Raw genomic sequence first — 24,655 nt, 5'->3', positions numbered from 1 at the left:
CCGGATCCTCTCGGGCATGTCGCCGTCTCACAGATGGAGCACGCCCCCATGTCCGACACCAGCCCGACCACCACCCCCGGTCCCGAGCCGTTCCGCGTCTCCGACGGAGACCTCGACGACCTTGCCAGCACACTCGCCAAGACCATGGCCGAGGTCAGGCAGCACGGCGTCATACTCGACCGCCTCGGCTCCGAGCCCGAGCCCGTCCCAGCTGTCGGCAAGCGGGCGGACAACGCTCCGGAAGCCGAGGCGGCCGACGGCAAACAGGCCGACGGCCCCGCCTCGGTGTTCATCCTCGCCCTGGGCGGGGAGGCGTACGCCGTCGAACTCGCCGCCCTCAGCGACTGGGTGAACTACCTCTTCCTCCCGGTCTACGGCCGGGAGATCAGCACAAGTCGTCCGTGGTGTGGGCAGTGGCACGAACACCCGGAGGCCGTCGCCCGGCTTCACGCACTCTGGCTCGCCTGGCAGCAGTTCACCGACACAGAGGCCGGCCTGTCCGGTCCGTCGACCTGGCACCGCGACCACCTGGACCAGACATTGGTGCAGCTGCGCGCCCCCGACGGGCCCTTCGCGGCGTGCACGACGAACGCGAACCGCCCCAACCATCGTGTGCTCGCCACCCCAGCGCCCGAGCAGGCGGAGGTGGCGGCGTGAACGCCTTCGACCTCGACTTCGCCGACCTCGCCGATCTCTTGCCTGCCGATGACGCCTCCGAGGAGGCGATGGAGACGTTCCGGGCCGGCGACCTGACTGTGCTGTCCCAGCATCACACCTCTCCCAGCGGCTCCCACAGTTTCGTCCTGGCCCACGACCGGTCGGTCACATGGGGGGCACCCGGCGAGCCGCAGCTCTTCGCGATCGCGGTCGCACGGGATCTCAGCCGGTCCACGTTCACGTTCGAGACGAGCTACCACGCCACGGCGTCCTTTGCCCAGAGCTGGCTCGTAGAACGCGGCTGCCCGCCCGAGCGGATTGCTCTGAGCGGTGGTGACTACGTCAAACCCGCCGACGACCTCACTGTCCAGGTGGAACAACAGATCCGGGGGTCGGGCACTCGCTACGAGGTCCTCGACACCTACACCTCCGACTACGGCCCCAGCGAGACGTGGACGCTTGTCCGCGACTCCCGTGCCGCTCAGGCACCGGTCCGTGTGTTCCATGAGGAGTGGGACCACGAGGCCGACACGTACACCATGCGCGAGGGCGCCTTCGCCGACGTCGGTGTCGCCCAGACCTGGCTGGACGAGCGCAGCGGTCCGCTGCCCGAGCCACCGGAGTACAGCGATCACGACGGCGCTGTCGTCCGGGCTCGCATCGCCCGCATCGCGCTCGCCCGGTCGGCCGGTGCCTCCGCGACGTCGAGGGCCGTCCTCGACGCCTCCCGCACGACGGCACCGGTCCAGCGTCCGGTGCAGGGGAGGCTGCTGTGAGCCGCGCCCGTTTCGCCTTCGCCGCGCACCCCGACGCCATCGCCGACCTGCGGGAACTTCCCGAGAAGATCCGCAATTTGGCGCTGCTGGAGCTGCAGAACCTGGTCCATGGAAGTGACGACTGCATGCCGTTGAAGGGCCGTCTTGCCGGCTTCCACAAGGTCTACGTCGACCCTTCGGTCGCCTATCGGATGGTCATCCAGTTCCGCCAGGCCCCGTCGACATCGGCCCACAAGCACGAGATCTACCTCGTCGCCGCCGGAAGCCGGAAGGACTACGCGGTCTACCGCTCGGCGCACCTGCGCATCGGTCCCCTGCAGGACGTCGAGACCGATTCCGCCACCGAGGCCCGTGTGCAGGCCGCCCGGTCCCGGTCGCCGCTCACCGTCGAGTGGCCGACGGCAAGCCCGACAACTCCTCCAGCAGCGGCATCGCCCCCGGCTGCTGCTCCCCGAAAGGTTCCCCAGCGATGACCGCTGACCGCACCCCGCTGACCCGTACCGTACTGGCGGACCTCCTCACCGATGCCGCGCAGAGCGTCTCCGGCATCCTCACCGCCGATTACCCGACCGCCGTCGGCCTCTCCTACCTGCACCCCGTGCTGGGTGCGCTGTCCGCCGGACCCCGAGTGGTCGGCGAGCTTAGCGACCGGCTCGAAGGGTTCGTGGCCGCCGAGCCGCGCCCGGCCACGCCGACGGGCCTGTTCGCCCTGGCCTCCTATGCCTCCGCACTGGGGTGGCTCACTGAGTCCTTCGCCGAGCTGACCGCCTCGGTCGACGAGATCTGCACCCGCGTGGGCGTCCCCACCGAGCCCAGCAACCCGGTCGTCGCCGCGCCCGGTGGTGCCGAGCGGGGCGTCGAGTTCGACTTCGCGTTCAGCTCGCTGGAGCTGGCAGCGATCCGCACCGCGGCCGAGGCCACCGGCCTCGCGCCGGACGACTATGTCGAGGTGCTGTCCCAGTCGCTGCTCGCCGCCTTTCGGATCACCGACGCCTGCTACGAGATCTCCAACGGCCTGCTCGAAGACGCCGCGTACGTGCTGAACGGGGCGACCGACCACGTCTGGCTCGGCGACGGGCCCAACGGCCTGCCCACGCTGATCCGTTCTCTGCTCACTCGGATGGAGGCGGCAGAATGAACCCGTACGACGCGAACACGCACCCCGGTACCCACCTCGTTGCCGAGACGCTCGGCTTCGCCGAAGGTCGCCCTGCGGAGGGCCTCGTCGGCTCCGCGTCCTGCAACGGCGACCACGCGTACCCACGTCGGTGTCCCGCTGGGCGCGGACGGTGCCCGGACCGCGGCAGCCTGGCGGCGGAGCGCTGCCGCGCCGAACGCCCTGTTCAACCACGCGCCGCAGCCGCGGGTGCCGACGGCCGTGACCTCCCAGTCGGCACCGGGCCGGGTTGGTGACCCGGGCGCTGAGAGCCAGGTCCATCTCATCACTGCCACAGCGTCCGCGGGTGCTTCAGCCGCTCGTCCTGCTGCGCACGCGGGTGCGTTCCCCTCCTTCACCCTCGGAGCCTCGACCATGCACGCCCCTGATGACCCAAGCCGGTACCAAGAGGTGCTGGTCAGCCCCATGTACCTGGCCGGTTCCAGCGGAACTGGTGACGCCGGCTTCGCCCCGGTCGCTCACTGGCCGCACCACTTCATCGACGAGGGCCCCTGTCAGCTCGTGGTCACCTCGCCCGACCAACGGATTCGGATCGGCTGGTTCGGTGATGACTTCGAGTTGTGGAAAATCACCGCCGCTACCGAAGCCGTCTGCGCGCCCCGCTGGACGGTCACCTTCAACCACGTCACCCCGGGCCGAGATCGTCGCCGGCCTGACTACCGCGCTGGCCCGCGACTACGCAGAGTCCGACGCCTACGACGACAACGCACGTTTTCTGGCCAATCCGTCCTACCGCTGGGCCGACGCTGTCCGGCCGCTCGCCGACGCCGGCTGGACACGCGACGGCGGCGCCGAGCGCGGCACCGTCGAGATCGTCGCCCCCGACGGGCTGGCTGGCGTCCTGATCGACAACCGTCTCCATGGGTGGGACGACGAGACCGTCACACTCTGGGCCGGCCCGCCGGGCTGGGGCACTCGGGCAGAAGCAAAATTCACGGCCCTCACCCCGTCCCACCTGATCGCTGCGACAGCGGGCGTCATGGCGGAGTCGGCCCCTTTGATCCGTGAACGGCACCAGGTCGACCGGCGGATGGATCACCTGGTCACGCTGACTCCGGTGGCTCCGGTCACCCCGGTCGCCGATGCTCAGGTCTCCCACGCTCCGACTCCGCTCGACGTGCGTCGGACGGCGGTCACCCAGGCAGTCCACCGCGCCGCGCGCGCCCCAGGCACCGCAGCCGACTTGCGGGTGATCGCCGCCCAGAGCCGCTCCGCGGCTGCGGTGCAGAACCGGTCGGGCAGCTTCGCGCCCGCATCCGCTGGGCTACCGAGCCGCTCGCCGGCTCCACGGCACGGCCGCTGACTCCCGCCCCGGCCCTTTCCGGGATACCGCACCTACTCGAAACCGTCCTTGCACAACGGGAGTTCCGTCATGCCCACCACCATGCTCGACCAGGCCACCGCCCTGATCGAGAAAGCCTGGGGCCAGCCCATCGAAGCTCTGGAAGTCCTCGCAGTCCGCCGCCCTTGTGAGGACCCGCTACTGCGCGCGGCCGTGCACACCCGGACAGCTCTGGCCATCACCGACAACGCGGTGGCCGTCCACCAGGACCGTCTACACGCCCTGACCCGGCCCGGGTACGTGCCGGACTTCTACGAACTGGACCGGATCACCGAATCGGCAGTCAACCTCCGCGTCGCCCACTCTGAGAGCCGTACGTACCTCCAGGCGATCAGGCGCGTGGTCGAGGCTCGTGAAGCCGCCGCGCCCGCGGCCCGAGCCCCGGCGGTTCGCCTGACCCAGGCCGCTGTCGCCCGCTCCGGGCACGCACCGCACGCCCCGGGCCAAGCGCCCGAACTGCCCACGCCTTCGGCCGTCGTCAGGCCGCCGGTGCCCGCCACGGGGCCACGTCGCTGAACGGTCAGGCGAGGCCCTCGTCGCGGTGGGCGTCCTTGGCCCGGGGGCCCACCGCGCGGGCCAGCTCCTCCATCGTCATCTCGATGCGCCGGCCTTCCACGACCCGGCGCTCCACCATCTCCTCGTTCGGCCACCGGGCGGGCTGCGCGCCGACGCCCCACTGGCCGTCGGCGACCATCGCGATGTCGCCCACGGTCCAAGGCCGCCCGGCAGCGCGGATCTTGCGCTCCAGCCCGGCACCGTCCCAGTGTCTGCTCGCCTCGGCCATACCTGCTCCCCCTTCGATCCCGTGCGGTCCGTCGCCGCAACCCAGGTACGACAACCCGCGTGCGCCGTTTGATTCCCCGGCCGTCGGCCATCTGCTGGCGCCCCCAGTTCGCCAACGGCAGACGTCACCGCCGGGGAAACGACTACGCACTTCGGCATGACGCATGCCAACGTACGGGTGTCGGGAAAGCCGCAGGTCAACGAAGGGATTGTCCAACCTTGAGCATCTCTGCCACCCTCTTGCCCGCCGTCGTCCGCCCTGCAGCGGACGACCTCCATTGGCTCTCCTCCGACCACTGCGCGGGTCCGGTACTCGACCTTCTGAGTGCCCTCGGCTGGGCGATCGTCGACACCCCGGAGGCCAACGTCCACGCGACCAGCCCGGACGGTCGCGTCTACGTCGGCTGGCTCCCGGAGGACGCCACCGCCTGGAAGCGGGACGTCGTCTGGCACGTACGGGTGCAGCCCACCGACGGTGACGCGTGGGTCCAGGAGTTCGGTCTCTACACCCCCGCGGAAGCTGTCGCCGGATTCCTCGCCGCCCTCGTCGCCCACTCCTCGCGCTGACTCGCACGTTCTTGTCGCCTGGCCCCTGACTCCAACGTCTCCGGACCGACCGCCCCCGGCCCCCCACACACCGCTCTCGGAGGTTCCGTTGCCCCAGTACCTGACCGTCGGCCATCTGCTCCACCAGCTGCAAGAGCTCGACCCCGACCTGCCGGTTCGCCTCGCCATCAACCCCGACTTCCCCTTCGCCCACTACGTGGCGGCCAAGGTCGTCGTCCGTGACGGCAAGGCGTTCATCGTCGACGACGGCCAAGAGGACTACCTCCCGGTGGGGGCTCGCGACGCCCTCGCCTGGGCCTGACCAGTTCCCTCGACACCACGGAGACTTCCATCTCGCCGCGCTCTCGCCCTTCGCCTCTCCTTCCACTGCAGGGCCTCGCCGTGCGCCCCATGCCACACGGCGTGCGCGGCGCGCTGGTCCGGCGCGTCTCCGCCCGACCCAACGGCCCGCTCGACGTCACATGGCTCGCCGTCGGAACTCCCCGCCTCCCCTTCGGTCGCATCCGTCTGCACTGGGAGCCCGCCTCCCTCGCCGGCTGGGACGTCACCGCCCACCTGGGTCTGGCCACCACAGAGGTCCATCTCGGCTCCTGGCCCGCAGCCCCGGACGACTGGCCGTGCCTGGTCCGTCCGACCATCCACGAGGCGATCGGCCTGTGCGCCGCCCTCGCCTTCGCGACCGACGCCCTCGACCTCTCGAACCGCCTCGCCGGAGTCTGACCGAGAACGGCACTCGGCCGCCCCGCGCCGATCAGGCAGGGGCGGCCTTGCCGTACGCCCACCCGCGTGATGCGTACGCTCATCCCGACGAACGAGTAGGGCAACGCCGTGCTCGGCTTGATCGTCAGTAATGCCGTCGAGTCGGTCCCTAGGGCCCCCGTGGAGGAGGCCCTCCTGCAGGCGATGGTCCAGGCTGTTACGAGGGCCATGTCCAGGGTGAGGACGAGTGCGTGCCCCTGGTGTGACTTCCGGGGCGGGCTGTCGACGGACAGCGCGCGCGTGACTGACCACACCTGAAACGCCGAGGAGCGCCACCGACGTATCGGTGGCGCTCCTCGGCGTTTGGTCTGTTGCTCGCCTACTCCAGGTAGGTGCCGGCGAAGACGCCGTCGAAACCAAGCGCGAACAGGCCCGCTTCGACGCTCGGGTAGGTCGTCCCGTTCGGACCGCCGACCAGGGCGTCGAAGTCGGCGCGGCTGATCTCGGGTTCGAGCCACTGGTTGCCGCACCGGCAGTGGATCCAGACCTTGCGGCCGTGGTTGATGAGCAGCCAGTCGCGTCGGGCCCGGCAGGCGGAGCACATCACGGGTATGCCGCCGAGAGCGAGTTCGCGTGGATGGCCGACGCAGCGGGTCGCGCCGGGGCCGTCGGCCCGCTGCGTCTCGTACTGGAGCTGCAGCAGGGGGTCGGTGCCGGCGGGGAGGACGGGCTGCGCGGGTGCCGGCTCCGTGGTGCGGTCGGTGGTTCTGGGCACGAGCGTCATCTCCCGGTCGAGGGTTGAATTTTCATCCATAACAGCCGCTGGAACCGGCTGTCCAGGCATTTCGTGGAGTCCGGTCGGCCAGTGGCCGGCTATCCGGACGAGCTGATCAGCGACGCGGTCGGCGGCTGCTCGGATCGGAGACGGCAGGGCGCGGCGCCGCTGCGGGGGCGTTCCGATCGCTGGTCCGGCTGGCCGAGGTCTTGGCCGGGCGGGCGCCGGCCTGCGGGTGACGCGGAGCTTCGCCCGGGTGGGCGGGGAGGTGGGCGATGCGGCGAAGGCGCCAGACCAGGACGTCGTTGACGTCCTCGGCGGTGTCGAGTTCGCGCATGTCGATGGCCTGCCGCAGGAGTGCTTCGGGGTCGTGGCCCGCCTGCTCGGCCTGGTCAAGGGTGGCGACCAGGGCGTCGGTCCTCGTCGGCATGCCGTCCGCTCGTACGCTGTGCTCCGGCAGAACGGCGCGGAGGGTGGCCTCGTGCGTGCGGCGCCGGGCCTCGGGCAGGGCGCGGCCTTGGTCGTGCAGCGCTCGCATCGGGGTGGCGGCGGCCTGGCGGTAGGCAGTGCGCAGGTGCGCGGCGGCTTGGCGGGAGGCGTGGGCCTGCTGGGCGTGACCGCGGGCGGAGTGCCAGCGGGCGGCGGCGAGAGTGACCAGGACAAGGGTGGAGACGAGCATGGCGGTGGTGCCGCCGTCCTCGCCCCGGCCGAGCGCGCTGCCGGCCTGGACGATGCCCCGGGCGGCCGAGCGGAGAGCTCGGGTGTCCTCGCGTTCCGCTCGGATGTGGCTGCGGGTTGACCGCTCGAAGGCGCGGGCGGCGGCAGCGAGCTCGGTACGGGTGGCGGCCGGGGAAGTCTGGGCGACCGCGTCCAGGAGTTCTCCGACGCCGACGAGCTGGGCGGCGGCTTCGCCGTCGTCGTCGCGGTCCAGGAGGACGGCGGCGCGTTCGGCGATGCCGGTGGCGTTCCGTCGTTCTCGGGCGGGCGCAGGCCAGACCGTCCGTCCGTCGGCTGCCGAGGGCGTTGTTCGCTCGGCGGTACCGTCGGCCAGCCGGAGGCGAATCTTCGGCAAGGAGAGGTCGGGGGCCAGCTTGGAGCCGGGGTACCAGACCGGCTCGCCGTGGCGGTTGCGGTCACCGGGCAGGGCCACGTTGTAGCCGAGGGGGTCACCGGACGGGGCGTGGCGCACCTTGACCCGCAGGCCCGCCTCGCGCAGACGAGTGAAAAACTCCTTCTCATCGTCGGCTCCGGCGAGGGCCTGGCGCACGGCTTCGCGGAGCGTCTCGCGAGAGGTCTCGGGTCGGCCGGTGCGCTCGGCCTTGAGCTTCTCGGCGCTGGTCGGATTCTTCGCTGCGGTGCCGTCGCCGGCGTTCAGGCGCCGCAGGCCCATCTCCTTCTCAATGCGGCGGCATTCGGCCTGGGCCTTGTTGAAGTCGTAGTTCAGGCGTGGGTTGCGCAGGTCGCCACGGACCAGCGTGGCGACGATGTGGATGTGGTCCTCTGCGTGGCGGACTGCGATCCACCGGCACCCGTCGGGATCACCGTCCGGGGCGATGCCGGTGGCGTGGACGATGCGCTGGGCCACGGCGTTCCACTCCGCGTCGCCGAGCCGCCGGTCGCCGGGGGCGGTGCGGACCGAGCAGTGCCAGACGTGCTTGACGGGCGCTCGGTCGCCGGCCTGCTTGACCCGGAGGTCCAGGGCGGCGGTGAGCCGGGAGAGGGTGACCTTCGGGTCGGGATCGAGGCTGGTGTCGCGGCCGGGGTCGGGGGCGAAGCCGTCCCAGGAGCCGACGAGGTGCGCATCGGTGTGCTCCTCACGCCTTCCGGGACCGTACAGGTAAACGAGGAGTCCGTGGGTGCGGGAACCGCGTCCGATGTCGGGAACCATCACAGCCGCCTGGTCACCAGGTCGTTCGCCACGTCGTCGACGCGGGCCAGAAGCTCGGTCAGTGCGCGCAGCGCGTGCTCGAGTTCGCCGGCGCGCGGGTGGCCGCCGCTGTTGAGGACGTAGGCGATCTGGTTGATGTTGTTGCCGATGCGGGCCAGCCCGGTGCGCAGGGCGGCGAGTTCGTCGATCGCTGTGTCGAGCTGGTCGTGGCTGTGCACGGCGGCGCGCCCGCGGGCGGCGGTCAGGCTGGCGGTGGCGAGGAAGCGGGCGACCGTGACGCCGCGCTGCGCGGCGGCGGTGACGATCTCGGCTTTCTCGGTGTCAGAGAGGCGGGTGGTCGTCTTGCGGGTGCGCTCGCTCGGGTTGCGGCTGCGGCGGCGCGGTGCGCGGTCGGGGAAGGCGGGCGTGCTCGGGCTCGGCTGCTCGCGGCGGTCGGCTTCTCCCCCGGTGACCGGCACCCCCTGGTGCCGGTTGCCCGGCTGGTCCCCGTGCGCCCTCGCTCGGGGACCAGCCGGGCTTCCCTCGCCCTCCCGAGCGGGGGCAAGTGCGTACGACGGGCCGTAGGACCGTCGTACGCGATAGCTTGCTCCGCCAGGAGCCGTCGTGGGGTCACGCTGCTGTCCGTCGGTGGTCGCCGCCGGGTCGTCGGTGGTCACCGGCTCGTATCCGGATTCTGCTGCTGGATCTCGCGGACGAGTTCCTCGATCCAGTCCATGGCCAGGACCGGGTGGTGCAGGGTCCAGGGGCGACTGCACTGCTCTCGTTGCACGATCCAGGTGGTGTCGGGGCCGGACTGGGCGCGGTGGAGGTGCCCGTGCTGGTGCAGGACGGTCAGCCAGGAGTCGACTTCTGCGGGAGTGGCCGGGTGGGTGCGCATCGGGTGTTCTCCGCTTCTGCTCTGGAAGGGCGTGGAGCGTGTATCCGGAGCGGGCGACCGGCCAGGGTGACCGGCTCGGTCACCCGCTCCGTGGTGTCCGGTCAGGTCCGGGCGGAGGTGACCGACTGTCCGTGCTGGGCGCGGAGCTGGGCCATCAGGGCGGTCAAGGTGTCGCTGGAGAGCGGGATCTGCTGACCGCGGATTGCCTGGGCGACCACCTTGCGGGTCAACTTGTCCTCGGCCCTGACCGCTGACCGTGCGATCTTCAGCAGCTCCTCGGTGTCCGGATCGGGCCGCCGGTCACCGGGTGTCCGGGCCTCTCGGTCAGTGACCGGCGGAGGAGTGACCGGTGGTCCTGTGACCGGCGCCGGGCTGTCCTGGTCGCCGGTGACCGAGGTGGTGCCGGGGCGGTCTGTGGTCGGCCGCGCCATGTCCAGCTGTCCGTGCAGGTCAGCGGTCTCGTGCGGCTGACATCGGTCACCGGTGGCCGAGTCGCTGCTGTCCGCCGGAGCGCTGCCCCCGGTCAGTGACCGGGAGGCGTGGATCGACTTGTCCAGGGACAGTGGTGGCCGGTCGGTCAGGGCGGTGACCGGCTGACCGGCTTTGACCTGACCGACCTCCGGCTGCTGACCGACCCGGTCGGTCAGGGTGACCTCGGTGGCGTCGCGCCGGTCGGTCTGACCGAGGTGGGCACCCTGACCCAGGGCCTCGCGGTCACTGCCCTGGAGCGGGCCCCGGGCGATGAGGATGTAGAGGTGGACCGCTCCGGCCAGGGCGAGCGGCGCGATGGTGGACAGCACCGCGACCACCGTGTCGCCGAGCCGGAGCCCGGTGCCGACGACCGCGTCCTCGTTGAGCCGCACCGCGTGGAGCGCGTTGGCCCAGATGCTGGCGGCGGTGGCCGTGCCGAAGAGGGTCCAGACGTAGAGTCGTGCGCGCAGGGGCGCGTTACGGAGGACCAGGAGTGCCCGGATGCCGTAGGCGATGAACCCGTCGATCACCAGGGGGAAGAGGTAGGTGAGGAAGCCTCGGACGTGAATGGCGACGGCCATCTGCTGGAGGGCGTCGTACGACAGCGCGCATCCCGCGCCGCCCAGGGCAATGACGACTGCGCGGTCCCAGCCGGAAATGTGCGCCGTCTTCAGCACGCTCGTGGTGGTCATGCCGCCGTCCCGAAGTCATTGCGGACCAGGCGCTCGCTGCCGGCCTCGGATGGCGGGGTGGTCGGCGCGGGCTGGTCCAGGTCTCGGTTGCGCAGGGCGCGGCGGAGTTCGCGGTACAGCTTCTGGGCGTGCTCCTCGGTGATCTTCAGGAGCCAGGCCAGGCGCTGCTCGGTCACCCCGTGGCGGAAGGCGGCGTAGACGACCGCGCGGCGCTCAACCTTGGTGAGGTGGACGTCGCGCCCGGCGATCGTGTCGTTGACGCGGCTGTAGTCGAGGCGGTGGGCAATCTTCTCGTGCAGCGGCCCGCGCTCCTCCTCGGTCAGTCCGCCTCGGATGCCGTGGGCGTTGCCGCCTTCCAGCGCGGCGTCCAGGCAGGCGCGGCGCACCGGGCACTGACTGCACAGCGCCTTCGCGGTGGTGATCTTGTCGGTCTCGTCGGGCTCCGGGAAGAAGATCTCGGGGTCCACCGGGTTGTACTCGGTGCTCTGGCAGACGGCCTCGTCCTGCCAGGTGTGGTCGCCGAGCGACCGGTGGCGGGCAGGGCTAATGGTCATGCGGGTTACTCCGATCGCTCTCCGCGCACAGGGCGTCGGCGGAGAGGTGCGCTGGGTCGGGGAAGGTGCTCCGGGCGGCGCGCAGAGGGCGCGGCCCGGGGTGACGGCCTGCGGCGGGTCAGCCGGCGGCGCTCCGGCGTCTGCGGTCGACTGGCTCGAATTCGACCCGGGTGGTCATCTGCGCAAGCCTGCTGGTGACGCGGTCACCGAGGTAGGACCGGAGGTCCTTGATCGCCAGATTGGTGGTGATCAAGGTCGGGAGCTCGTAGTTGTACCGACGGTTGATCAGCCGGTACGTCACTTCCTCGACCCACTCGCTCGCCTTGGCCGCGCCGAGGTCGTCGATGATCAGCAGCGGGCAGCGACTGACGGCCTCCAGCTCCCGCTCGCTGTCGACGCCGGGTCGAGGGCGCAGGTCGGCGTACAGGTCGGCGGCGGTGGTCGCGCGCCAGCGCACGCCGACTCCGCTCTGCACAAGCCGCCGGACCGCGCCGTACGCCTGGTGTGTCTTGCCCGCGCCGACGACCCCGGCCATCAGCAGGCTGGAACCGGTAGTGACCTGCCGCCGGGCTCCCCGGCTGGGGGCGACGGCCGCCTCGACGACCTCCCGTACCCAGGCCAGGACCTGCGGGTGGTCGGCGACGGCCGCCTGGTAGCGCGGCGGCATCCCGGCCAGCAGGGCGTCCAGCGGGGAGAACGGCTCGGGCTCGTCGGGGAGCGCGGCGACGGCGGCCGGGTCGATGTTGCGGGCAGCCAGGATCCGGGCCATCCGGTCCCGGGCAACCTCGCCGAGGAGCTGCGGTTCGCGGTTGCGGGTGCGCATCACAGCTCCTCGGCGTAGGCGGCGGCAGCGTTGGCCGGGTTGGTCCACGCCTGGTGGGCGGGGACGTTAGGCCGGATTCCCGGCCGCGCCAAACCGCCGGAGCGTGCGTTCATGGCCTCGTTGACCATGCTGGTCAGCACACTCGGGTGCTTCGGGTTGGCCGCGAAATTCGCCAGCCCGGCCCTGATGTGCTCCGGGGCGATGCCTTCTGCCAGGAGCTTCTTGGCGATCCGCCCGAGGTGCCCGAGCACGTCGCTGGGCGGGCGCTCGTCGCAGGCGGCGAGATACTCGCCGACGAGCTGGTTGGCCGAGACGGTGGCTGCGGGCGCGGTGCGCCCCGTAGGGACAAGAGATCCAGGATCCAGGATCCTAGATCCAGGCGCCGAGCCCTCTCCGACGTTTCGGGGAAGGTTCGGGGCGTCCTCGGGGAGCGCGTCCTGACCTGCGTTTTTCGTTTCACCGCGGCCGGGAGCGCCGACCGTGCAGTCGGTGGCTTCCTGCCGATCAGCGGGAGCCCTGCCCGCGCGTCCGGGAGACGTCGAGGTCCTTTTCACGGGCAGGTCGAGGGCTCGGGGAGCGTTCGGCGAGGTTTCGGCGAGTCCTCGGGGAGCGGTGGACGAACCCTCGGTCCGCTTGGTGCAGGCGCCCTTGCAGGGAGCGCACCGGTCGGCAGCCTGGTGCTGCGCGCAGGAGGGCAGGCGCGACTGGCTCGGCTTGTCGATCTTCTGGTGGTCCGACCAGGTCACGATGTGGAGGTACAGGCGGCCGTCGCAGCCGGTGTACCGGCAAATCAGGCCGGCGGTCGCGAGCTGGTGGAGGTCGTCCTCGACGTGGACCGAGGTGTGCTCGGCACGGAGGGGCCAGAGGAGTCCGGCGATGATCGCGGCGGAGTCGCGGTGGCGGCCGTGGTCGTCGGCCTGGGTGAGCAGTCCGAAAAAGGTCCGCTCGGCCTCGACGCTCACTTCGGCGAGCGACTCGGAGATGAACGCCTCCGGTTTGATGGTTCGTATCCGCGCCATGTCAGCGGCCCCGCACGGTGGTGATCAGGTCGCTGCGGGTGAGGGTGGCGTCGACGAGGTGGAAGGTGTGCGGACGCGTCCAGTCCACCTCCGGCCAGACCCGCAGGATCCAGCGGGCCGCCACCCTGGCGGTGGTTTGGGACGGCTCCATGATCTTCCCGGCCTCGCCCTTGACTGTCGCGTGCAGATGGGGCCACGTCTGCTTCGGGTCCGTGAGGCTGACCCGGATGGTGGCAGCGCCCGGGATCATGTCGGCGAGCTGGGCTGCGAGGCGGCGCCGGCGGCCGGTATCCGGGCAGGCCGAGGTTCCGCTCGGAAGGGCGAGCATGCGATACTCCGTTGTTCGTAGGAGCGCGGTGCGGCGGTTCTCGTGCAAAAGCCCCGCCGCTCGCGTGATGTGATTGGCATCCTTAGCGGTGCCGGCCCGGCGCTTGGGAGTTGGTAGCTCCCGGGCGCCGGTCACTTTTACCCTGCAGGTTCATGGTCCGTGTACCTACATCACCCTTTCCCTCCTGTTCCGTCCCCGGCCAGTGATCCGGTTGCGCGGGACCAGACCATATGGGGACCCCTGGCACAAGTCCAGACCCTTTAGACCCACTCCGACCAGGTGCGGAACACTTAAGTGGACGACTTCGAGGGCAAACGTACACTGCAATGGCACGTCATCGTCAACTGCGGTGGTAGTGGGCGGGCCAAGGCTGGACGCAATCACCACTGGAGTGGATAGGATGTCGGTCATGACGAAGGGCAGGGGATGACGACCGAGAAGAGCTTCGCGGAGCTGCTCGACCACCTATTCCGGACGGTGCACCCGACGGGACGCGGCTCGTACACGTACGCGGAGGTCTCTCAGGGCATCCGCGACGCCTCCGGCGTGGCAATCTCCGCAAGCGCCATCCAGCAGCTCCGCACCGGGGTCAACAAGAACCCGAAGATGCAGACCATCCGGGCGTTGGCCGGCTTCTTCGGGGTGGAGCCGAGCTACTTCTTCGACGAGGGGGAGGCCGAGCGCCAGCGCGCCGAGATCCAAGTGGTCGCCGCTATGCGCGACCAGGGCGTGCGCCGGATCGCCCTGCGCGCCAACGGGCTCAGCCCGGAGAGCCTGGACATGCTGACCACCGTGATCAACCAGGCCCGTCGGCTCGAGGGGGTGCCGGAGACGGCAGACTCGGAACTGCTCGACGACGAGTAAGTCCCTGCCGGAACGCGGCACACACCTGCCCGGATTCAGGCGCCACCGACTCCACGGCGGTCCTCCATCAGTACGACCACGCGGAGGAGATCGCTGCGCATCGGGCGCAAGGCGACGATGCGAACAGCCACCTCGCAACCCTCGTGATACGGCAGCCTGAGTCGGCGTAGGGCGCCATGGGAGTGCTCGACCACCTCACGGCGATCCCATATCTCCCGCGCAGCCGGCGACCCCGTCAGGATGTCCCGCTCCAGGCGCAGGAGCGCTTGGTTCTTCGGGTGATGGGTCCGTTCATAGCGAATCTGCCCCAAGAAGGGGCGTGCCCAGTCCTGCTCCCAGGCCACGAGCTGCTCACGAGCCTCCGGCGCCAAGAACGTCCATCGCATCTGATTGGCGGCCCGGTGGGCGGCCCAGGGGAACCAGTCCCGCAACGGCTGGTTGTGGCTGATCACGTTCCATTCGAGGTCCGTCGCGAAGGCGGGGGCGGGGGCCTGATTGTCCAGGAACTGCTGCAGCAGTGCCGCGTCCATCTCTACCGCCTCACCCTCTTCCGGCGGTGTGGCTAGGGCCGGTGGGCGGCCGACCGCCTTCAGGTACAGAGCGCGGCGTTCTGCGGGGTTCAGCCGTAGCGCGGACGAGACCCGGTCCAGGAAGTCGGCCGAGTAGTCGGCTTCAACGCCGCGCTCCAAGGCCCCGTACCAACGGACACTCACCCCTGCCAGGCGGGCCACATCGCTCTGCGTCAGCCCTTCACCCCTTCGCCCGGCGACCACCAGACCCGGGATCTTCAGGGGGTTTATACGCCTGCGCCATGATCGCAGCAGCGCAGGCAGCGGCTCACCGTTGCTGTCACTGCCCTCGACCCACCCACCCCGAGAGTCCATGACCTGAAATTAGAGACCGTCGCCGGGTGACATGTGCCACAACACCCTCCGAAACACCGCCAACGGATCATGGATCAGTCATTCAGCGTAGTCAGACATAACGGGTGGTCAATCTTTCAATCAACCTGACAGCGCGATACGCCACCCCGAGCCGGTCGGCATCAGATCGTTTCCGGAAAGATCGAAAGGCATACCGCACGCCGGTCGGCGGCACCCTTGCGGCTCACTTTGCGTGATCGGAACTGTGACTTCCAGGAAGCGCGAGTTCCACCTTCCTCTTGACATCCTCATGGCCGCTCACCAGCAAGGTGGCACATAGCCGAGGCCGAGGGGGATTGCCATGCCCTTGCCAGAGAACGACGAGAGTCGACTGCGCGATTGGTGCGAGGAGCAGGTCGATCTCCTGCGCCTGCCGTACCGCTTCAGCACGCGGGAACTGCGTGACGCGATATCCGAACAGCACGGGAAACCGATCATCCTGAAACCGCTGACCACGCTCGGCGCCGTCAATGCGCCTTGCGGCATACGGATGGAAACCCCGGAGGCGGACCTCCTCTTCTACGAGGAAGGCACCTCTGTACACCATCAGCGGCACATCCTCACGCACGAGCTCTGTCACGTGTACTGCGATCACCCGGGAGACCTGGAAGTCGACGCGAAGACGGCCCGTGCCCTCGGGGTGAACCCCACCCTGGTGATGCGCATGTCGGGACGTACGAGTTACTCGACAAGCGACGAACGTCAGGCGGAAATGATGGCCTCGGTCATCCGACGGCGCATCTATCGCGATCGCGAATCTCCTTCCCGCTGGCCGGAAAAGGGACCGGACAGCTGGGACGCGCTCTTCGCCCAGCCTTTCAGGAAGGGTCGGTTCGGCCGATGAACGCTGTATTCCTTGGCATGGCTCTCCTGCTAGCTGCGGCAGCCGGCTACTGGGTCTTCGGTCGAGGGACGCCCCGTCCGACTGGCACATGGGCCATGGGCGCGCTCCTCGGAGCCTTCGCCCTGGCCTTCGCCTCCTACGCGCCGCTGGTCGACGACGCCGTCGAGACGATCGTGCCGCACGTCGCCCGGCTGCTGAGCAACTGTGCGTCACTGGCTGCTGCCACGGCGGTCGTGGCCGTCATCCTCCAGCTCAACCTGGATCCCGAGGAGGCTCGGCAGCGAATCCGTTTGCGCCTCGCCCTCCTCGTCGCGGCGGTCTCCGGCATGACCGTCCTGTTCGCCATCGAGGGGCTGACCCACCGTTCTCCGCAGGTGTACGCGCTCTACTTGCTCCCCTACGTCTCCTACCTCGGCTTCGCGGTCGTCGACTTCCTGACGCAAGCCGTACGCCAGTCGAACTCGACACGGCGAGGCAGCGTCCGGACAGGCCTTCGGATGGCAGCGGCGGGTTGCGTCTTCGCCCTGGTCTACGTCGCCTACAAGCTGACGCGACTCGTCGGCCTGGGCCTCGGGCTGGGCATCATCGACGGCAATTCGGAGTGCCCCTCGCTCGGCGGCAGATGTGCCTTCAGCGTGACCGCTCCGGCGCTCGCCGTCCTGCTGATCTGCCTCGGCCTGACCTTGCCCGCTGTGGCCTACCCGATCAACCAGGCCCGCCGCCGGCGCTGGGAGGTGCAGTCCTTCGAGAAGCTCGGCCCCCTGTGGCAGGACCTGTCGGCCGCGATGCCGCATATCGCCCTCTCGTCCGTGGACGCCGAGAACTCATCGGCCGAGGCGACCGACTCGGACTTCCTGCTTCAGCGGCGGGTCATCGAGATCAGCGACGGCATCCTCGCTCTGCGGCCCTACCGGCCCCTCGAGGTGCAGCAAACGGTTCAGGGCACTGTCGACGCCGGAACGGTGCGAGGCGCCGCTGTGGTCGAGGCAGCCGTCGTAAGAGCAGCGCTGGTCGGCCTGAAGGCCGGACGGGTCCCTGACAACGTTGCCCCGCCCTCGTCGGTGGCCGCCTCCCGCAGAGACCTGCGCGCGGACACAGAGTGGCTCCTCCTGGTGGCGCGCGCCTACGCCAGCCGTAACGGGCGTGTCGCCGATGACGGCCAGCCGAAACCCATTGGAGCCTGAGGTCATGACCGACCCGACTCAGGACCCCCGCTTCCTCCAGGACCCCTATCCGGCCTACGCGGCCATGAGGTCCACGTGCCCGGTACAGCCCGTACGCTCCGGCTCCGGCGGACGTCCCAGCTACCTGGTCACCGGCTACGCGGAAGCCAGAGAAGCCCTCGGCGACGCCCGACTCTCGAAGGACACGGCCGTCTTCTTCGCGGGCAAGGAGTCACGGCGCCGCCTACACCCCGCGGTAGCCCACACCATGCTGGCGAGCGACCCGCCCCAGCACACCCGGTTGCGCAAGCTGGTGACCAAGGCGTTCACCACCGGGGCCGTCGCGGAGCTGCGCCCGTTCATCGCCCGGTTCACCGACGAACTGCTGGACCAGTGGCCCGCAGATGAGCCGTTCGACTTCGTGGCCGGCCTGGCGGTGCCACTGCCGGTCGTCGTGATCTGCGAACTGCTCGGAGTTCCGCATGCCGACCGGCCCGATGTCCAGCGCTGGTCCGCCGAGCTGTTCGCGGCAGGGGCGCCCGACGTCATCGACGCAGCCTCGCACGCGATGGCCGACTACATGACGGGCCTCATCGCCGCCAAGCGCTCGGACCCCGGCAGCTCTCTCCTCGACCGACTCATTTCGGCTCGCGACGGAGACGACCATCTGAGCGAAGAGGAGTTGGTCTCTCTGGCCGTGCTGCTGCTCGTGGCCGGCCACGAGACCACCACCAACGCCCTGGGCAACGCCGTCCTCGCGCTGCTTCTGCACCCGGCTGCGCTGGATCGCCTGCGGGTGAATCTGGAGGAGGTCCCAGTCGCGCTGGACGAACTGCTCCGCTTCGACTCTCCCGTGAGCACGGCCACCTTCCGGTACACCACGGAAGCCGTCCCGCTCGGCGATACCGATATCCCAGCAGACACCCCTGTCCTGGTCGCCCTCGGGGCAGCCAACCGCGACCCAGCGCGGTTCCCGGTGCCGGACCAGCTCGACCTGGACCGCAACGCGGCTGCCCACCTCGCCTTCGGCCACGGGATCCACCGCTGCGTCGGCGCGCCCCTGGCCAAGGCCGAGCTGGAAATCGCCCTGCGAGCAGTGCTGACCCGGTTCCCCGGTATCCGCCTTGCCATACCGGTTGATCGACTGGACTGGCGGCGCACCCGTCTCGTCCGCGGACTTGCGTCGCTCCCCGTCCTGGCGTAACCACGAACTACAGGGGCTCGAGTATGGCCCCGGCTGAAGAGCACTCACGTCGCGATGACGGCATCGCTCTGCGCTGGTTCGGATCAAGTGCTTGTCGAGGCCCTTGACCCCAGGTTTGTGACGAGTCGGTCGAGATTGGCCGCCTCCTAGAGGACGGCTCCGTATGGTTGCCGAACACCGGCGTCGGCCCGGAAGGCCTCGACTTCCTTCCCCAGAACAGCAGTCTGAGGGTCGCTCTTCAGGTCCTCGACCGCGTCCAGCGTCTGCGAGAGTATGGCCGTGAGTACTATCCGCCCCCGCCCACAGCCCAACGAGGTCGCACGCGTGACCTCAACGGCCGCGGAGCTCCTGCAGGCTCCAGCCGTAGATCGTGATCTTCATGGTTGGTGGGCGGCCTAGCGCTGGTAGTGGCAGGTGCGGGCCCGGGCTTGACGGCGGCGTCGCCAGTCGGACCAGCGGAGCCGGTGTGCGGCTGTGTGGATGGGCTGGGTGACGAGTGTGGTGAACAGGCGCTGGTTCTCGTTGCAGGTCAGTGGGATCAGGTCGTACATGCGGCACGTAGCCAGTTGACCGCCCCAGCCGGGGACCAGCGTCTTGACCTCGGGCACGGCCTGTGGGAACCGCAGAGCCGCATCCTTGTAGCCGCGCGGCCTGTTCATCTCATCGATCGGGCACTCGACCACGCGGCTCGTCATCCGGTGGGTCTCGACCCTGGGCCGCAGCTCCAGGAACAGGAAGTACATGGTCAGCGCCTGTGCACAGCCAGCCAGGTGTTCCTGGACGAGGTGGAACCCGTGGCCACGGGAGCAGAACGTCGGCGGGCTCAGGGAAACTCATGGGATGTCACACCAACGGCGTCCTGGAGAAGGTCGAACGCGCAACTCAAAGACTAGGAACCGCTGTCCTGGTCCAGGATCGCCGCCCTCGCCGCCCAAGCCAGGATGCTCTGTGTTCGCATGGACAGCCCGAGCCGGTTCCAGTGGAAGATCACGTGATAGCTGAGCACCTGCCTCAGCCCCCGGTCGAGTGTCCCGTCCTGTACGGCGCGACCGAGAGCCTGCCCCGTGCTGCGGAAGGCGGCTGCCCACTCGGCGACAGGCTCCAGCGGTCCTCCGGAACGCAGCAGGGCATCACAGTCGGCGAGTAGCAGAGAGCGGATCTCCTGGGCACGGGCGTCAAGCCGTTCTGCGGGTACGGCGCTGATGGCCGATCGGTGTTCCTTCGTGATGACGCGATGCCACACATCTCCCTGCTCGTACCACTCCAGTCTGGCGGCGCGCATCATGATCGTGCAGAGGAGGACGGACAGTTCCCTTGGCCCGACGGCAAGGTCGCCACGCCGCCGCAGCCGCTGAGCCTCCCGGCTGTCGGTGATGAAGAGAGAGTTCGCGGTTGTCATGCTGGTCGCGCCGCCGAATGCTGCGGTCTCCGGCTCGTAGATGCCGGGCCACCACCGTTGCAGGTGTCCATCTACAACGAGGCGGTCGAGGCCGTCACCGATGTCGAGCTTGGCTCCGATCCGAGGTCGTGGGCGGAGGCGCAGACGCCAGCAGGGGTGCTTCCTGGTGTACCACCAGCCGTCGAGGGTGCCGTCGGCCTCCGCTTCTTGCAGCAAGGGCAGCACGTGCGTGGTGAAGGTGGCGTCCGCGTTCGTCCAGTCGGTGAAGTGGATGTAAGCCTGCCACCAGTCGCCGGTGGCGGCGTGGCGGGCCAGGGCATCCCGGCCCGCCTGGTCATAGACGGCGGCGGCGTCGGACAGGGTCGTGGGGTGTATCCGGTACTGGTGTGCCGTGTCGGCGATGGGAAGACCGGTTAGGACGGCGAGAACCGCGTGCTGGATCGGACTCGGTTCCGCCTGGATCAGTTGATCAGGAGACATGCGTCCCATCCGGTGATCGGGGCCTGCTGCGAGGCGAAGGTGGTGAGGGCGAGCGCGGTACCGGCATCACCGTTGATCAGCCCCGCCGCCGGGACGGTGCCGGGCCGAGCCTGCGCCGCGAGGATGGCCCCGAGGCGCGTCGGGAGGGTGCGTAGCCGGGGGTCGAGCGCGTCGGCGGCTGCGCGGACGGCGGTCTGGTAGATGCCTGCCCAGCCGTGGCACAGGCCAGGGTCGGTGACCTGGGCGAGCTGCTTGGGATCGGTCAGGGCTCGGTACAGGGCGTCCTCGTGGAACGCCTGGACGTCGGGAGCGCGCAGGGCGAGGCCGGCAAGTTGCCCGGCCCGTGCGATGCCCGTCGTTCCGTAGCACCAGCTCGGCCGGACGGGGGCGTCGTGGTGAGGGTGTCCGCGGTCAAGGTCGTTGCGCGAGATGTACTCGGGCCACCAGGGGCCGGCGGGCCCGGGCTGGGACCATGCGTCGAGGTGTTCACAGATGGTCCACATGGCCTCTCGGTGGCCGCTGACGGTGATACCGCGGCGCATGGCCTGGGCCAGGAGGAGGAGCGGGCCGGTGATGCCGTGCGCGGCACCGAAGTTGCCGTGCCCGCCAGAAAAGTGGGGTGACTCCCCGCGAGCCGGGTCATGGCGGACCCACCAGCCGGGCAAGCCGCGCCGGCCGGGCGCGAGCGGCCGGGTCAGTGTGACGAGATACCGCAAGACCCTCTCCAGGGCGGGCCCTTCGGGATCGGTGCGCAGGAAGTACGCCCCGAGACCGGTGAGACCGTAGAAGAGGTCGTACTCGGCGAACGTGGGCAGGTGGCGTTTACGGATGCGGGTCAGCGCGGCATCGACGCGGCGCTGGGTCAGGTCGGTGATGTGCTGGTCGAGGGTGGTGCGAGCGGAGGCGTACAGGTGCTGGAAGGGCGGCGGGACGGTGGTGAGGAGGAAGCCGACGGCCGGGGCACCGAGGAACAGCCCGGTCGTGTCGGCCGCGCTGATGTGCCCGGCCGCTGCGGTGGTGATCCATCGGTGGGCAGGCCGCCAAGAGCCGCCGTACCGGCTGGCCATCTCGATGTGTAGCAGGCTGATTCCGGCGGCGCCGTCGGCGAGGGACTGCACCGCCCAGGGCTCGTTCGAGGGCGGAGCAGAGGGTTGCGCCAGATGGGCGGCGTACTGTTCCAGGATCGCCGCGGCGGTGGCGGCCTGCGCGGTCATCGGGTCGCCATCCGGTGCTGAAGGGCCGCGGTTCGTACGAGCCGGATCGTGGTCTCCTCGGTGCGCGGGTCGACGCCCAGGGCCCGGACGTGGTGCTGGTGCAGTAGCGACCGGGCGACATCGAGCGGATCACGCTCGCCGGTCAAGGTGTTCCGGTAGGTCTCCACGGCGGCGGCACGGGCTCGCCACGCGTTGGTGAGCAGAGAGCCGCCGGGGAGGGCCGCGAGAGCGGAGGCAGTGTTCGGCGCAGTGAGTTCGAGTACCTGGCCACGCAGTGCCCGGTCCAGTCGTCCCTGACCCTTGGGAAGGTTGCGTACCAACCACTCCTCGGCTGCGGCGGTGGTCGGCGCCAGGGGGGTGACGAGGTGCAGGACGCTGGCCGCTGCGAGGGCCTGCGGGGCGAAGGCGTCGGTGCGCTCGGCGAGCTGGATCTGCGCGAGGGCGGCGGCGGAGTCCGCCGCGAACACCTGGTGCGCGGCGTCCATGGCCGCTCCGCCGCCGAAGCGCCCGGTCTGCGGCTGATAGGGAGCCAGCACGAGCCCTGACGCCAACCCGAGCCCGTGCAGACTGTCTGCCCAGGTACGGAAGTGCTGGGCGGCGGACACGTATGCGCCTTGCGGCAGGTGCAGCATGAGGTCGAGATGCTGGTCGGCATCCGGGCGAGCCATCTCCCGGTGCCGCGTGAACCACCAGGCCGGCTGTGTCTCACCGAACGCGGCGAGAAGGTGGGGCAGATATCGGCTCAGGATCTCGTCGTAGCGGCGCGGGTGGGCATGGAGCTGCGCAAGGAAGACCTCCCCGGCTCCTGGGAGGTGCCGCTCGGGAGCCGACGGCGTGGTGGGGCGGAACCGGGGGGCGTCGGTGGTGTCGGACTGGGACCGGCCCAGGGAGAGCCAGATTTCGTGTGCCCTCCCGATCCAGCCGTGGGCGTCCCCGTCCGGTACCTCGCGCAGCTCCAGGCGGCGGGTGCTGTCGAGGTGTGCGCGCAGTACCCGGCGGTGGACCGGGTGGGACAGGTCGAGGGGGAGGCGCTGGTCGTACTCGATGATGGCGACCTGCAGCGGAACCCTCAGTCGGCCGCGCCAGGCGGTGAAGGCGTGCTCCCACTCCTCCGTCGGGACTGTACGTCCGGGCAGGTCGTCGGCCGTCAGTAGCCATCGGGCCTGAGCGAGGATGGTGCGGCGGTAGCGCACCCGTGGAAGGAACGGGAGCCGGGAGGCGGCTCCGAAGTCGAACGGCTTGTAGGCGGCGTACCGTCCGTTGGCCACTTCGGCGAGGAAGCGGGCCAGCGGTGGGGTCTGGGTCCCGCCCTCCAGCGCGTGCAGGACTCGCACGTCGATTGGCCGGCCGGTTGAGAGCTGTACGAGGTGGAAGCTGCGCGGGTCCGCGGTGACGGCGATGTCGGCGAGCTGGATCGTCGTCTCGTCGGCCTCCTGGTGGCTGGACAGTTCGATGACGTACGGCAGCAGCCGCGGTGTACGGGTGACGTTCTCGTTGCGGTGTCGGCGCGGCGGGAAGACGAGCTGCGCCGTGAGACCGCCCGGCGCTCCGTCGTACGTGGTGGCGAGCGCGTCCTGATGCTCGGGTGGCAGGAGGTGAGCAAATCGGCCAGCCATGCTGCTACCGGGGCGAGGCGCTGACGTGAGCACGACGTCGAAGGAACCGTGTGACAGAGCCGTGGTGCCGGAGGAGTGCACTTCGAAGGCGGCCTCCACGCGGGGTACGAACAGCCGGTCGTCGCTTCCGGCAGCCTTCTCCAACGCCTCGACCATGTCGTCTGTGAGCCGGAGTTCATCGCGGCCGTCCAGGAGGACTTGTTGCAGCAGAGCCACCAGTAGTTCATCGCGGTCGGTGCGCAGTTTCAGGGCGGCGGAACGTTCGGAGCCGATGTATCCGGCGGGCAGGCCCAGGCCGCTGTCGGAGACCAGCTCCATAACCGGCACCAGGGCGCCGACGCCGTACCGGGCCCGGAACCGGCTGTGGTAGTCGCGCCAGTGCTGGTAGCCGTAGGGCTGCGGGGTGGTCCGGTACAGGGCGGACACGGCTGCTTGTACTTCCGCGATCACGGTCTGCGGGAGCTGGGTCTCGCAGTCGAGGGCGGTGTCAATGAACAGCGGTGTCGGAGTCACGGGGGTGAGGTCTCGCATCCGCGCGGCGAGGGCGCTCGCGCTGGTGCCGGAGAGTGTCGGCTGGTGGGTGGACACGTCGTCGCTCAGCGCGTACAGCGCGTGAACCAGGTCCCGCACCTCGGGGACGTTGTCCGCTTGGTGCCGTTTCAGTTCGCGGCACAGGTGTTGGAAGGCGTCCACGGTGGTCATGGGTGCCCACAGGCTGGTGATGAGGAACTGCTGCTCGACCAGACTGGTGAGAAGAGCGTCGATCTTCTCGGGTGTGGCCTGCGGGAATCCGTCGCGCAGATGGCCGTGGAGGTCGCTGTAGGGGATGAGGGTGCGGGCCGCGTCCATGGCGACGGCCACCGGCCGGGCGTTGCGGACGGATATCTCGACCGGGGCCAGAAGGACGGCGTGGCCGTCAGAGGGCGGGCCCGGCGCCACGAGCCGGTCACCGCGGGTGCGGGCGGCGTTGTTGGCGACCAGCGGTAACCGCTTCAGTAATGCGGGGGTGCGCTGGAGCCGGAGGACCATTTCGGTGACCCATTCGGCATCCGGCCGAATCATCGCGCGGTGCTTGTCGCGCCACCGCGCGCTCGCCCGGGGCCTGACAGACACCGGCGCGGTGCCGGCGAACAAGCCGAGCGGAGTCGGTCGGTGCTGCCATCGCAGAAGGTAGGAGACCGTCGACAGTGCCGTGCGGCGGACCTGACGGGGCTTGGTCTGCCTGCCCTGGACGACTGCCTCGATGGCGTCGGACAGGACGGGAGTTGCCAGCTCCAGCGCGCTGCGAAAGTCCCCGCGCTGCCAGACGCGGCTCAGCCATCCGCGGGTGACGGCCACGTTGTCCAGATTGAGGGTACGAGGGATGTCTGCCGGCCCGGGGCTGGTGGTGGCGCGCAGCAACGCAACGCCTTGCCACTCGTAGTTGGCGACTGCTCGGGAAGCCATGAGGCCCTTCCATGAGGCGGCGCGGGTAGGAGAGGGGATGGCAGGCCGGGCGAAGTGCTTCGCCCGGCCCACCG

Annotated in this window: 26 protein-coding genes and 2 pseudogenes; 13 read left to right on the top strand and 15 right to left on the bottom strand. The window is 69.8% G+C overall.

Features of this window, described 5'->3' with window-relative positions:
• The first annotated feature begins 48 nt into the window (after window positions 1–48).
• The 6 genes and pseudogenes from ACH4NX_RS30345 (at window position 49) to ACH4NX_RS30320 (ending at window position 4,468) form a co-directional block, all read left to right on the top strand.
• Window positions 49–657 (top strand): DUF4913 domain-containing protein, encoded by a 609-nt coding sequence (locus ACH4NX_RS30345; RefSeq protein WP_398129466.1) that lies wholly within the window; start codon window positions 49–51, stop codon window positions 655–657.
• Window positions 654–1,433, top strand: a complete 780-nt coding sequence (locus ACH4NX_RS30340) for a glycosyl hydrolase (RefSeq protein WP_398129465.1) — start codon at window positions 654–656, stop codon at window positions 1,431–1,433. The genes ACH4NX_RS30345 and ACH4NX_RS30340 overlap by 4 nt, the downstream gene beginning before the upstream one ends.
• On the top strand, window positions 1,430–1,906 hold the full coding sequence (locus ACH4NX_RS30335; RefSeq protein WP_398129464.1) for a hypothetical protein: 477 nt from the start codon (window positions 1,430–1,432) through the stop codon (window positions 1,904–1,906). Before ACH4NX_RS30340 ends, ACH4NX_RS30335 begins: the two co-directional genes overlap by 4 nt.
• On the top strand, window positions 1,903–2,571 hold the full coding sequence (locus tag ACH4NX_RS30330; RefSeq protein WP_398129463.1) for a hypothetical protein: 669 nt from the start codon (window positions 1,903–1,905) through the stop codon (window positions 2,569–2,571). Before ACH4NX_RS30335 ends, ACH4NX_RS30330 begins: the two co-directional genes overlap by 4 nt.
• Before the next feature lie 393 nt (window positions 2,572–2,964).
• Window positions 2,965–3,913 (top strand): annotated as a pseudogene (locus tag ACH4NX_RS30325) (DUF317 domain-containing protein).
• A 69-nt stretch (window positions 3,914–3,982) separates the two neighbouring features.
• Window positions 3,983–4,468 carry a hypothetical protein gene (locus tag ACH4NX_RS30320; protein WP_398129462.1) on the top strand — a complete coding sequence of 162 codons (486 nt, stop codon included), beginning with the start codon at window positions 3,983–3,985 and terminating at the stop codon, window positions 4,466–4,468.
• Window positions 4,469–4,472: 4 nt separating this feature from the next.
• Here the strand turns inward: ACH4NX_RS30320 and ACH4NX_RS30315 are convergent, their stop codons facing one another.
• Window positions 4,473–4,736, bottom strand: a complete 264-nt coding sequence (locus tag ACH4NX_RS30315) for a hypothetical protein (protein ID WP_398129461.1) — start codon at window positions 4,734–4,736, stop codon at window positions 4,473–4,475.
• 218 nt (window positions 4,737–4,954) lie between these two features.
• Between ACH4NX_RS30315 and ACH4NX_RS30310 the strand changes: the two genes are divergently transcribed.
• From ACH4NX_RS30310 to ACH4NX_RS30300, 3 genes are all read left to right on the top strand, one after another.
• Window positions 4,955–5,302, top strand: coding sequence for a DUF317 domain-containing protein (locus tag ACH4NX_RS30310; RefSeq protein WP_398129460.1), 348 nt, complete (start codon window positions 4,955–4,957; stop codon window positions 5,300–5,302).
• 88 nt (window positions 5,303–5,390) lie between these two features.
• On the top strand, window positions 5,391–5,603 hold the full coding sequence (locus tag ACH4NX_RS30305; protein ID WP_398129459.1) for a hypothetical protein: 213 nt from the start codon (window positions 5,391–5,393) through the stop codon (window positions 5,601–5,603).
• A gap of 89 nt (window positions 5,604–5,692) precedes the next feature.
• Window positions 5,693–6,022, top strand: coding sequence for an esterase (locus ACH4NX_RS30300; protein ID WP_398129458.1), 330 nt, complete (start codon window positions 5,693–5,695; stop codon window positions 6,020–6,022).
• 358 nt (window positions 6,023–6,380) lie between these two features.
• Here ACH4NX_RS30300 and ACH4NX_RS30295 read toward each other — a convergent pair whose 3' ends face one another.
• The 9 genes from ACH4NX_RS30295 to ACH4NX_RS30255 all read right to left on the bottom strand — a co-directional run bounded on the left by ACH4NX_RS30295 (window position 6,381) and on the right by ACH4NX_RS30255 (window position 13,428).
• Window positions 6,381–6,785, bottom strand: coding sequence for a hypothetical protein (locus tag ACH4NX_RS30295; protein ID WP_398129517.1), 405 nt, complete (start codon window positions 6,783–6,785; stop codon window positions 6,381–6,383).
• Window positions 6,786–6,891: 106 nt separating this feature from the next.
• A complete protein-coding gene (locus ACH4NX_RS30290; RefSeq protein ID WP_398129457.1) occupies window positions 6,892–8,664 on the bottom strand; it encodes a relaxase/mobilization nuclease domain-containing protein in 1,773 nt (590 codons plus the stop codon).
• Window positions 8,664–9,320 (bottom strand): MobC family plasmid mobilization relaxosome protein, encoded by a 657-nt coding sequence (locus tag ACH4NX_RS30285; protein WP_398129456.1) that lies wholly within the window; start codon window positions 9,318–9,320, stop codon window positions 8,664–8,666. The genes ACH4NX_RS30290 and ACH4NX_RS30285 overlap by 1 nt, the downstream gene beginning before the upstream one ends.
• Entirely contained in the window at window positions 9,317–9,541 is a 225-nt protein-coding gene (locus ACH4NX_RS30280; RefSeq protein WP_398129455.1) for a hypothetical protein, read from the bottom strand. The genes ACH4NX_RS30285 and ACH4NX_RS30280 overlap by 4 nt, the downstream gene beginning before the upstream one ends.
• A gap of 101 nt (window positions 9,542–9,642) precedes the next feature.
• On the bottom strand, window positions 9,643–10,704 hold the full coding sequence (locus tag ACH4NX_RS30275) for a DUF2637 domain-containing protein (RefSeq protein WP_398129454.1): 1,062 nt from the start codon (window positions 10,702–10,704) through the stop codon (window positions 9,643–9,645).
• Window positions 10,701–11,258, bottom strand: coding sequence for a WhiB family transcriptional regulator (locus ACH4NX_RS30270; protein WP_398129453.1), 558 nt, complete (start codon window positions 11,256–11,258; stop codon window positions 10,701–10,703). The genes ACH4NX_RS30275 and ACH4NX_RS30270 overlap by 4 nt, the downstream gene beginning before the upstream one ends.
• A gap of 118 nt (window positions 11,259–11,376) precedes the next feature.
• Entirely contained in the window at window positions 11,377–12,081 is a 705-nt protein-coding gene (locus tag ACH4NX_RS30265) for an ATP-binding protein (RefSeq protein ID WP_398129452.1), read from the bottom strand.
• A complete protein-coding gene (locus tag ACH4NX_RS30260) occupies window positions 12,081–13,100 on the bottom strand; it encodes a hypothetical protein (RefSeq protein WP_398129451.1) in 1,020 nt (339 codons plus the stop codon). The genes ACH4NX_RS30265 and ACH4NX_RS30260 overlap by 1 nt, the downstream gene beginning before the upstream one ends.
• Before the next feature lies 1 nt (window position 13,101).
• The gene (locus ACH4NX_RS30255; RefSeq protein WP_398129450.1) at window positions 13,102–13,428 is read right to left on the bottom strand and encodes a transcriptional regulator; all 327 of its coding nucleotides are present in this window, start codon (window positions 13,426–13,428) and stop codon (window positions 13,102–13,104) included.
• A 426-nt stretch (window positions 13,429–13,854) separates the two neighbouring features.
• Here ACH4NX_RS30255 and ACH4NX_RS30250 point away from each other — a divergent pair, with 426 nt between their 5' ends.
• Complete coding sequence (locus ACH4NX_RS30250) at window positions 13,855–14,292, top strand: Secondary metabolite protein (protein WP_398129449.1); 438 nt, start codon at window positions 13,855–13,857, stop codon at window positions 14,290–14,292.
• Window positions 14,293–14,327: 35 nt separating this feature from the next.
• Here the strand turns inward: ACH4NX_RS30250 and ACH4NX_RS30245 are convergent, their stop codons facing one another.
• Window positions 14,328–15,176, bottom strand: a complete 849-nt coding sequence (locus tag ACH4NX_RS30245) for a helix-turn-helix domain-containing protein (RefSeq protein ID WP_398129448.1) — start codon at window positions 15,174–15,176, stop codon at window positions 14,328–14,330.
• A 340-nt stretch (window positions 15,177–15,516) separates the two neighbouring features.
• Between ACH4NX_RS30245 and ACH4NX_RS30240 the strand changes: the two genes are divergently transcribed.
• Genes ACH4NX_RS30240 through ACH4NX_RS30230 form a run of 3 tightly spaced genes read left to right on the top strand, consistent with a single transcriptional unit; the run spans window position 15,517 to window position 18,426 of the window.
• Window positions 15,517–16,059, top strand: a complete 543-nt coding sequence (locus ACH4NX_RS30240; protein WP_398129447.1) for a regulator component — start codon at window positions 15,517–15,519, stop codon at window positions 16,057–16,059.
• Window positions 16,056–17,243: an MAB_1171c family putative transporter gene (locus tag ACH4NX_RS30235; RefSeq protein WP_398129446.1), complete on the top strand. Its 1,188-nt coding sequence runs from the start codon at window positions 16,056–16,058 to the stop codon at window positions 17,241–17,243. Before ACH4NX_RS30240 ends, ACH4NX_RS30235 begins: the two co-directional genes overlap by 4 nt.
• Before the next feature lie 4 nt (window positions 17,244–17,247).
• Window positions 17,248–18,426, top strand: a complete 1,179-nt coding sequence (locus tag ACH4NX_RS30230) for a cytochrome P450 (protein ID WP_398129445.1) — start codon at window positions 17,248–17,250, stop codon at window positions 18,424–18,426.
• 395 nt (window positions 18,427–18,821) lie between these two features.
• On the opposite strand, the pseudogene ACH4NX_RS30225 reads toward ACH4NX_RS30230, so the two are convergent.
• From ACH4NX_RS30225 to ACH4NX_RS30210, 4 genes and pseudogenes are all read right to left on the bottom strand, one after another.
• A pseudogene (locus ACH4NX_RS30225) lies at window positions 18,822–18,971 on the bottom strand (IS701 family transposase); the annotation flags it as partial.
• Window positions 18,972–19,315: 344 nt separating this feature from the next.
• Window positions 19,316–20,305 carry a thiopeptide-type bacteriocin biosynthesis protein gene (locus ACH4NX_RS30220; protein ID WP_398129444.1) on the bottom strand — a complete coding sequence of 330 codons (990 nt, stop codon included), beginning with the start codon at window positions 20,303–20,305 and terminating at the stop codon, window positions 19,316–19,318.
• Entirely contained in the window at window positions 20,287–21,519 is a 1,233-nt protein-coding gene (locus ACH4NX_RS30215) for a lanthionine synthetase C family protein (protein ID WP_398129443.1), read from the bottom strand. Before ACH4NX_RS30215 ends, ACH4NX_RS30220 begins: the two co-directional genes overlap by 19 nt.
• On the bottom strand, window positions 21,516–24,581 hold the full coding sequence (locus tag ACH4NX_RS30210) for a lantibiotic dehydratase (RefSeq protein WP_398129442.1): 3,066 nt from the start codon (window positions 24,579–24,581) through the stop codon (window positions 21,516–21,518). The genes ACH4NX_RS30215 and ACH4NX_RS30210 overlap by 4 nt, the downstream gene beginning before the upstream one ends.
• Window positions 24,582–24,655 lie beyond the last annotated feature (74 nt).

This window comes from Streptomyces sp. NPDC017225 (assembly GCF_044331465.1).
Taxonomy (GTDB): Bacteria; Actinomycetota; Actinomycetes; order Streptomycetales; family Streptomycetaceae; genus Streptomyces.
The sequence above is the reverse complement of the archived record's forward strand: the minus strand, read 5'-3'. Positions and strand labels throughout refer to the sequence as shown.

Bases quoted from the DNA above. Each gene is read 5' to 3' on its own strand.
- ACH4NX_RS30315 (WP_398129461.1), bottom strand. From the start codon at position 4,736: ATGGCCGAGGCGAGCAGACACTGGGACGGTGCCGGGCTGGAGCGCAAG.
- ACH4NX_RS30265 (WP_398129452.1), bottom strand. From the start codon at position 12,081: ATGCGCACCCGCAACCGCGAACCGCAGCTCCTCGGCGAGGTTGCCCGG.
- ACH4NX_RS30290 (WP_398129457.1), bottom strand. From the start codon at position 8,664: ATGGTTCCCGACATCGGACGCGGTTCCCGCACCCACGGACTCCTCGTT.
- ACH4NX_RS30295 (WP_398129517.1), bottom strand. From the start codon at position 6,785: ATGACGCTCGTGCCCAGAACCACCGACCGCACCACGGAGCCGGCACCC.
- ACH4NX_RS30235 (WP_398129446.1), top strand. From the start codon at position 16,056: ATGAACGCTGTATTCCTTGGCATGGCTCTCCTGCTAGCTGCGGCAGCC.
- ACH4NX_RS30260 (WP_398129451.1), bottom strand. From the start codon at position 13,100: ATGGCGCGGATACGAACCATCAAACCGGAGGCGTTCATCTCCGAGTCG.
- ACH4NX_RS30275 (WP_398129454.1), bottom strand. From the start codon at position 10,704: ATGACCACCACGAGCGTGCTGAAGACGGCGCACATTTCCGGCTGGGAC.
- ACH4NX_RS30215 (WP_398129443.1), bottom strand. From the start codon at position 21,519: ATGACCGCGCAGGCCGCCACCGCCGCGGCGATCCTGGAACAGTACGCC.
- ACH4NX_RS30240 (WP_398129447.1), top strand. From the start codon at position 15,517: ATGCCCTTGCCAGAGAACGACGAGAGTCGACTGCGCGATTGGTGCGAG.
- ACH4NX_RS30230 (WP_398129445.1), top strand. From the start codon at position 17,248: ATGACCGACCCGACTCAGGACCCCCGCTTCCTCCAGGACCCCTATCCG.
- ACH4NX_RS30250 (WP_398129449.1), top strand. From the start codon at position 13,855: ATGACGACCGAGAAGAGCTTCGCGGAGCTGCTCGACCACCTATTCCGG.
- ACH4NX_RS30345 (WP_398129466.1), top strand. From the start codon at position 49: ATGTCCGACACCAGCCCGACCACCACCCCCGGTCCCGAGCCGTTCCGC.
- ACH4NX_RS30245 (WP_398129448.1), bottom strand. From the start codon at position 15,176: ATGGACTCTCGGGGTGGGTGGGTCGAGGGCAGTGACAGCAACGGTGAG.
- ACH4NX_RS30220 (WP_398129444.1), bottom strand. From the start codon at position 20,305: ATGTCTCCTGATCAACTGATCCAGGCGGAACCGAGTCCGATCCAGCAC.
- ACH4NX_RS30320 (WP_398129462.1), top strand. From the start codon at position 3,983: ATGCCCACCACCATGCTCGACCAGGCCACCGCCCTGATCGAGAAAGCC.
- ACH4NX_RS30330 (WP_398129463.1), top strand. From the start codon at position 1,903: ATGACCGCTGACCGCACCCCGCTGACCCGTACCGTACTGGCGGACCTC.
- ACH4NX_RS30300 (WP_398129458.1), top strand. From the start codon at position 5,693: ATGCCACACGGCGTGCGCGGCGCGCTGGTCCGGCGCGTCTCCGCCCGA.
- ACH4NX_RS30255 (WP_398129450.1), bottom strand. From the start codon at position 13,428: ATGCTCGCCCTTCCGAGCGGAACCTCGGCCTGCCCGGATACCGGCCGC.
- ACH4NX_RS30280 (WP_398129455.1), bottom strand. From the start codon at position 9,541: ATGCGCACCCACCCGGCCACTCCCGCAGAAGTCGACTCCTGGCTGACC.
- ACH4NX_RS30270 (WP_398129453.1), bottom strand. From the start codon at position 11,258: ATGACCATTAGCCCTGCCCGCCACCGGTCGCTCGGCGACCACACCTGG.
- ACH4NX_RS30210 (WP_398129442.1), bottom strand. From the start codon at position 24,581: ATGGCTTCCCGAGCAGTCGCCAACTACGAGTGGCAAGGCGTTGCGTTG.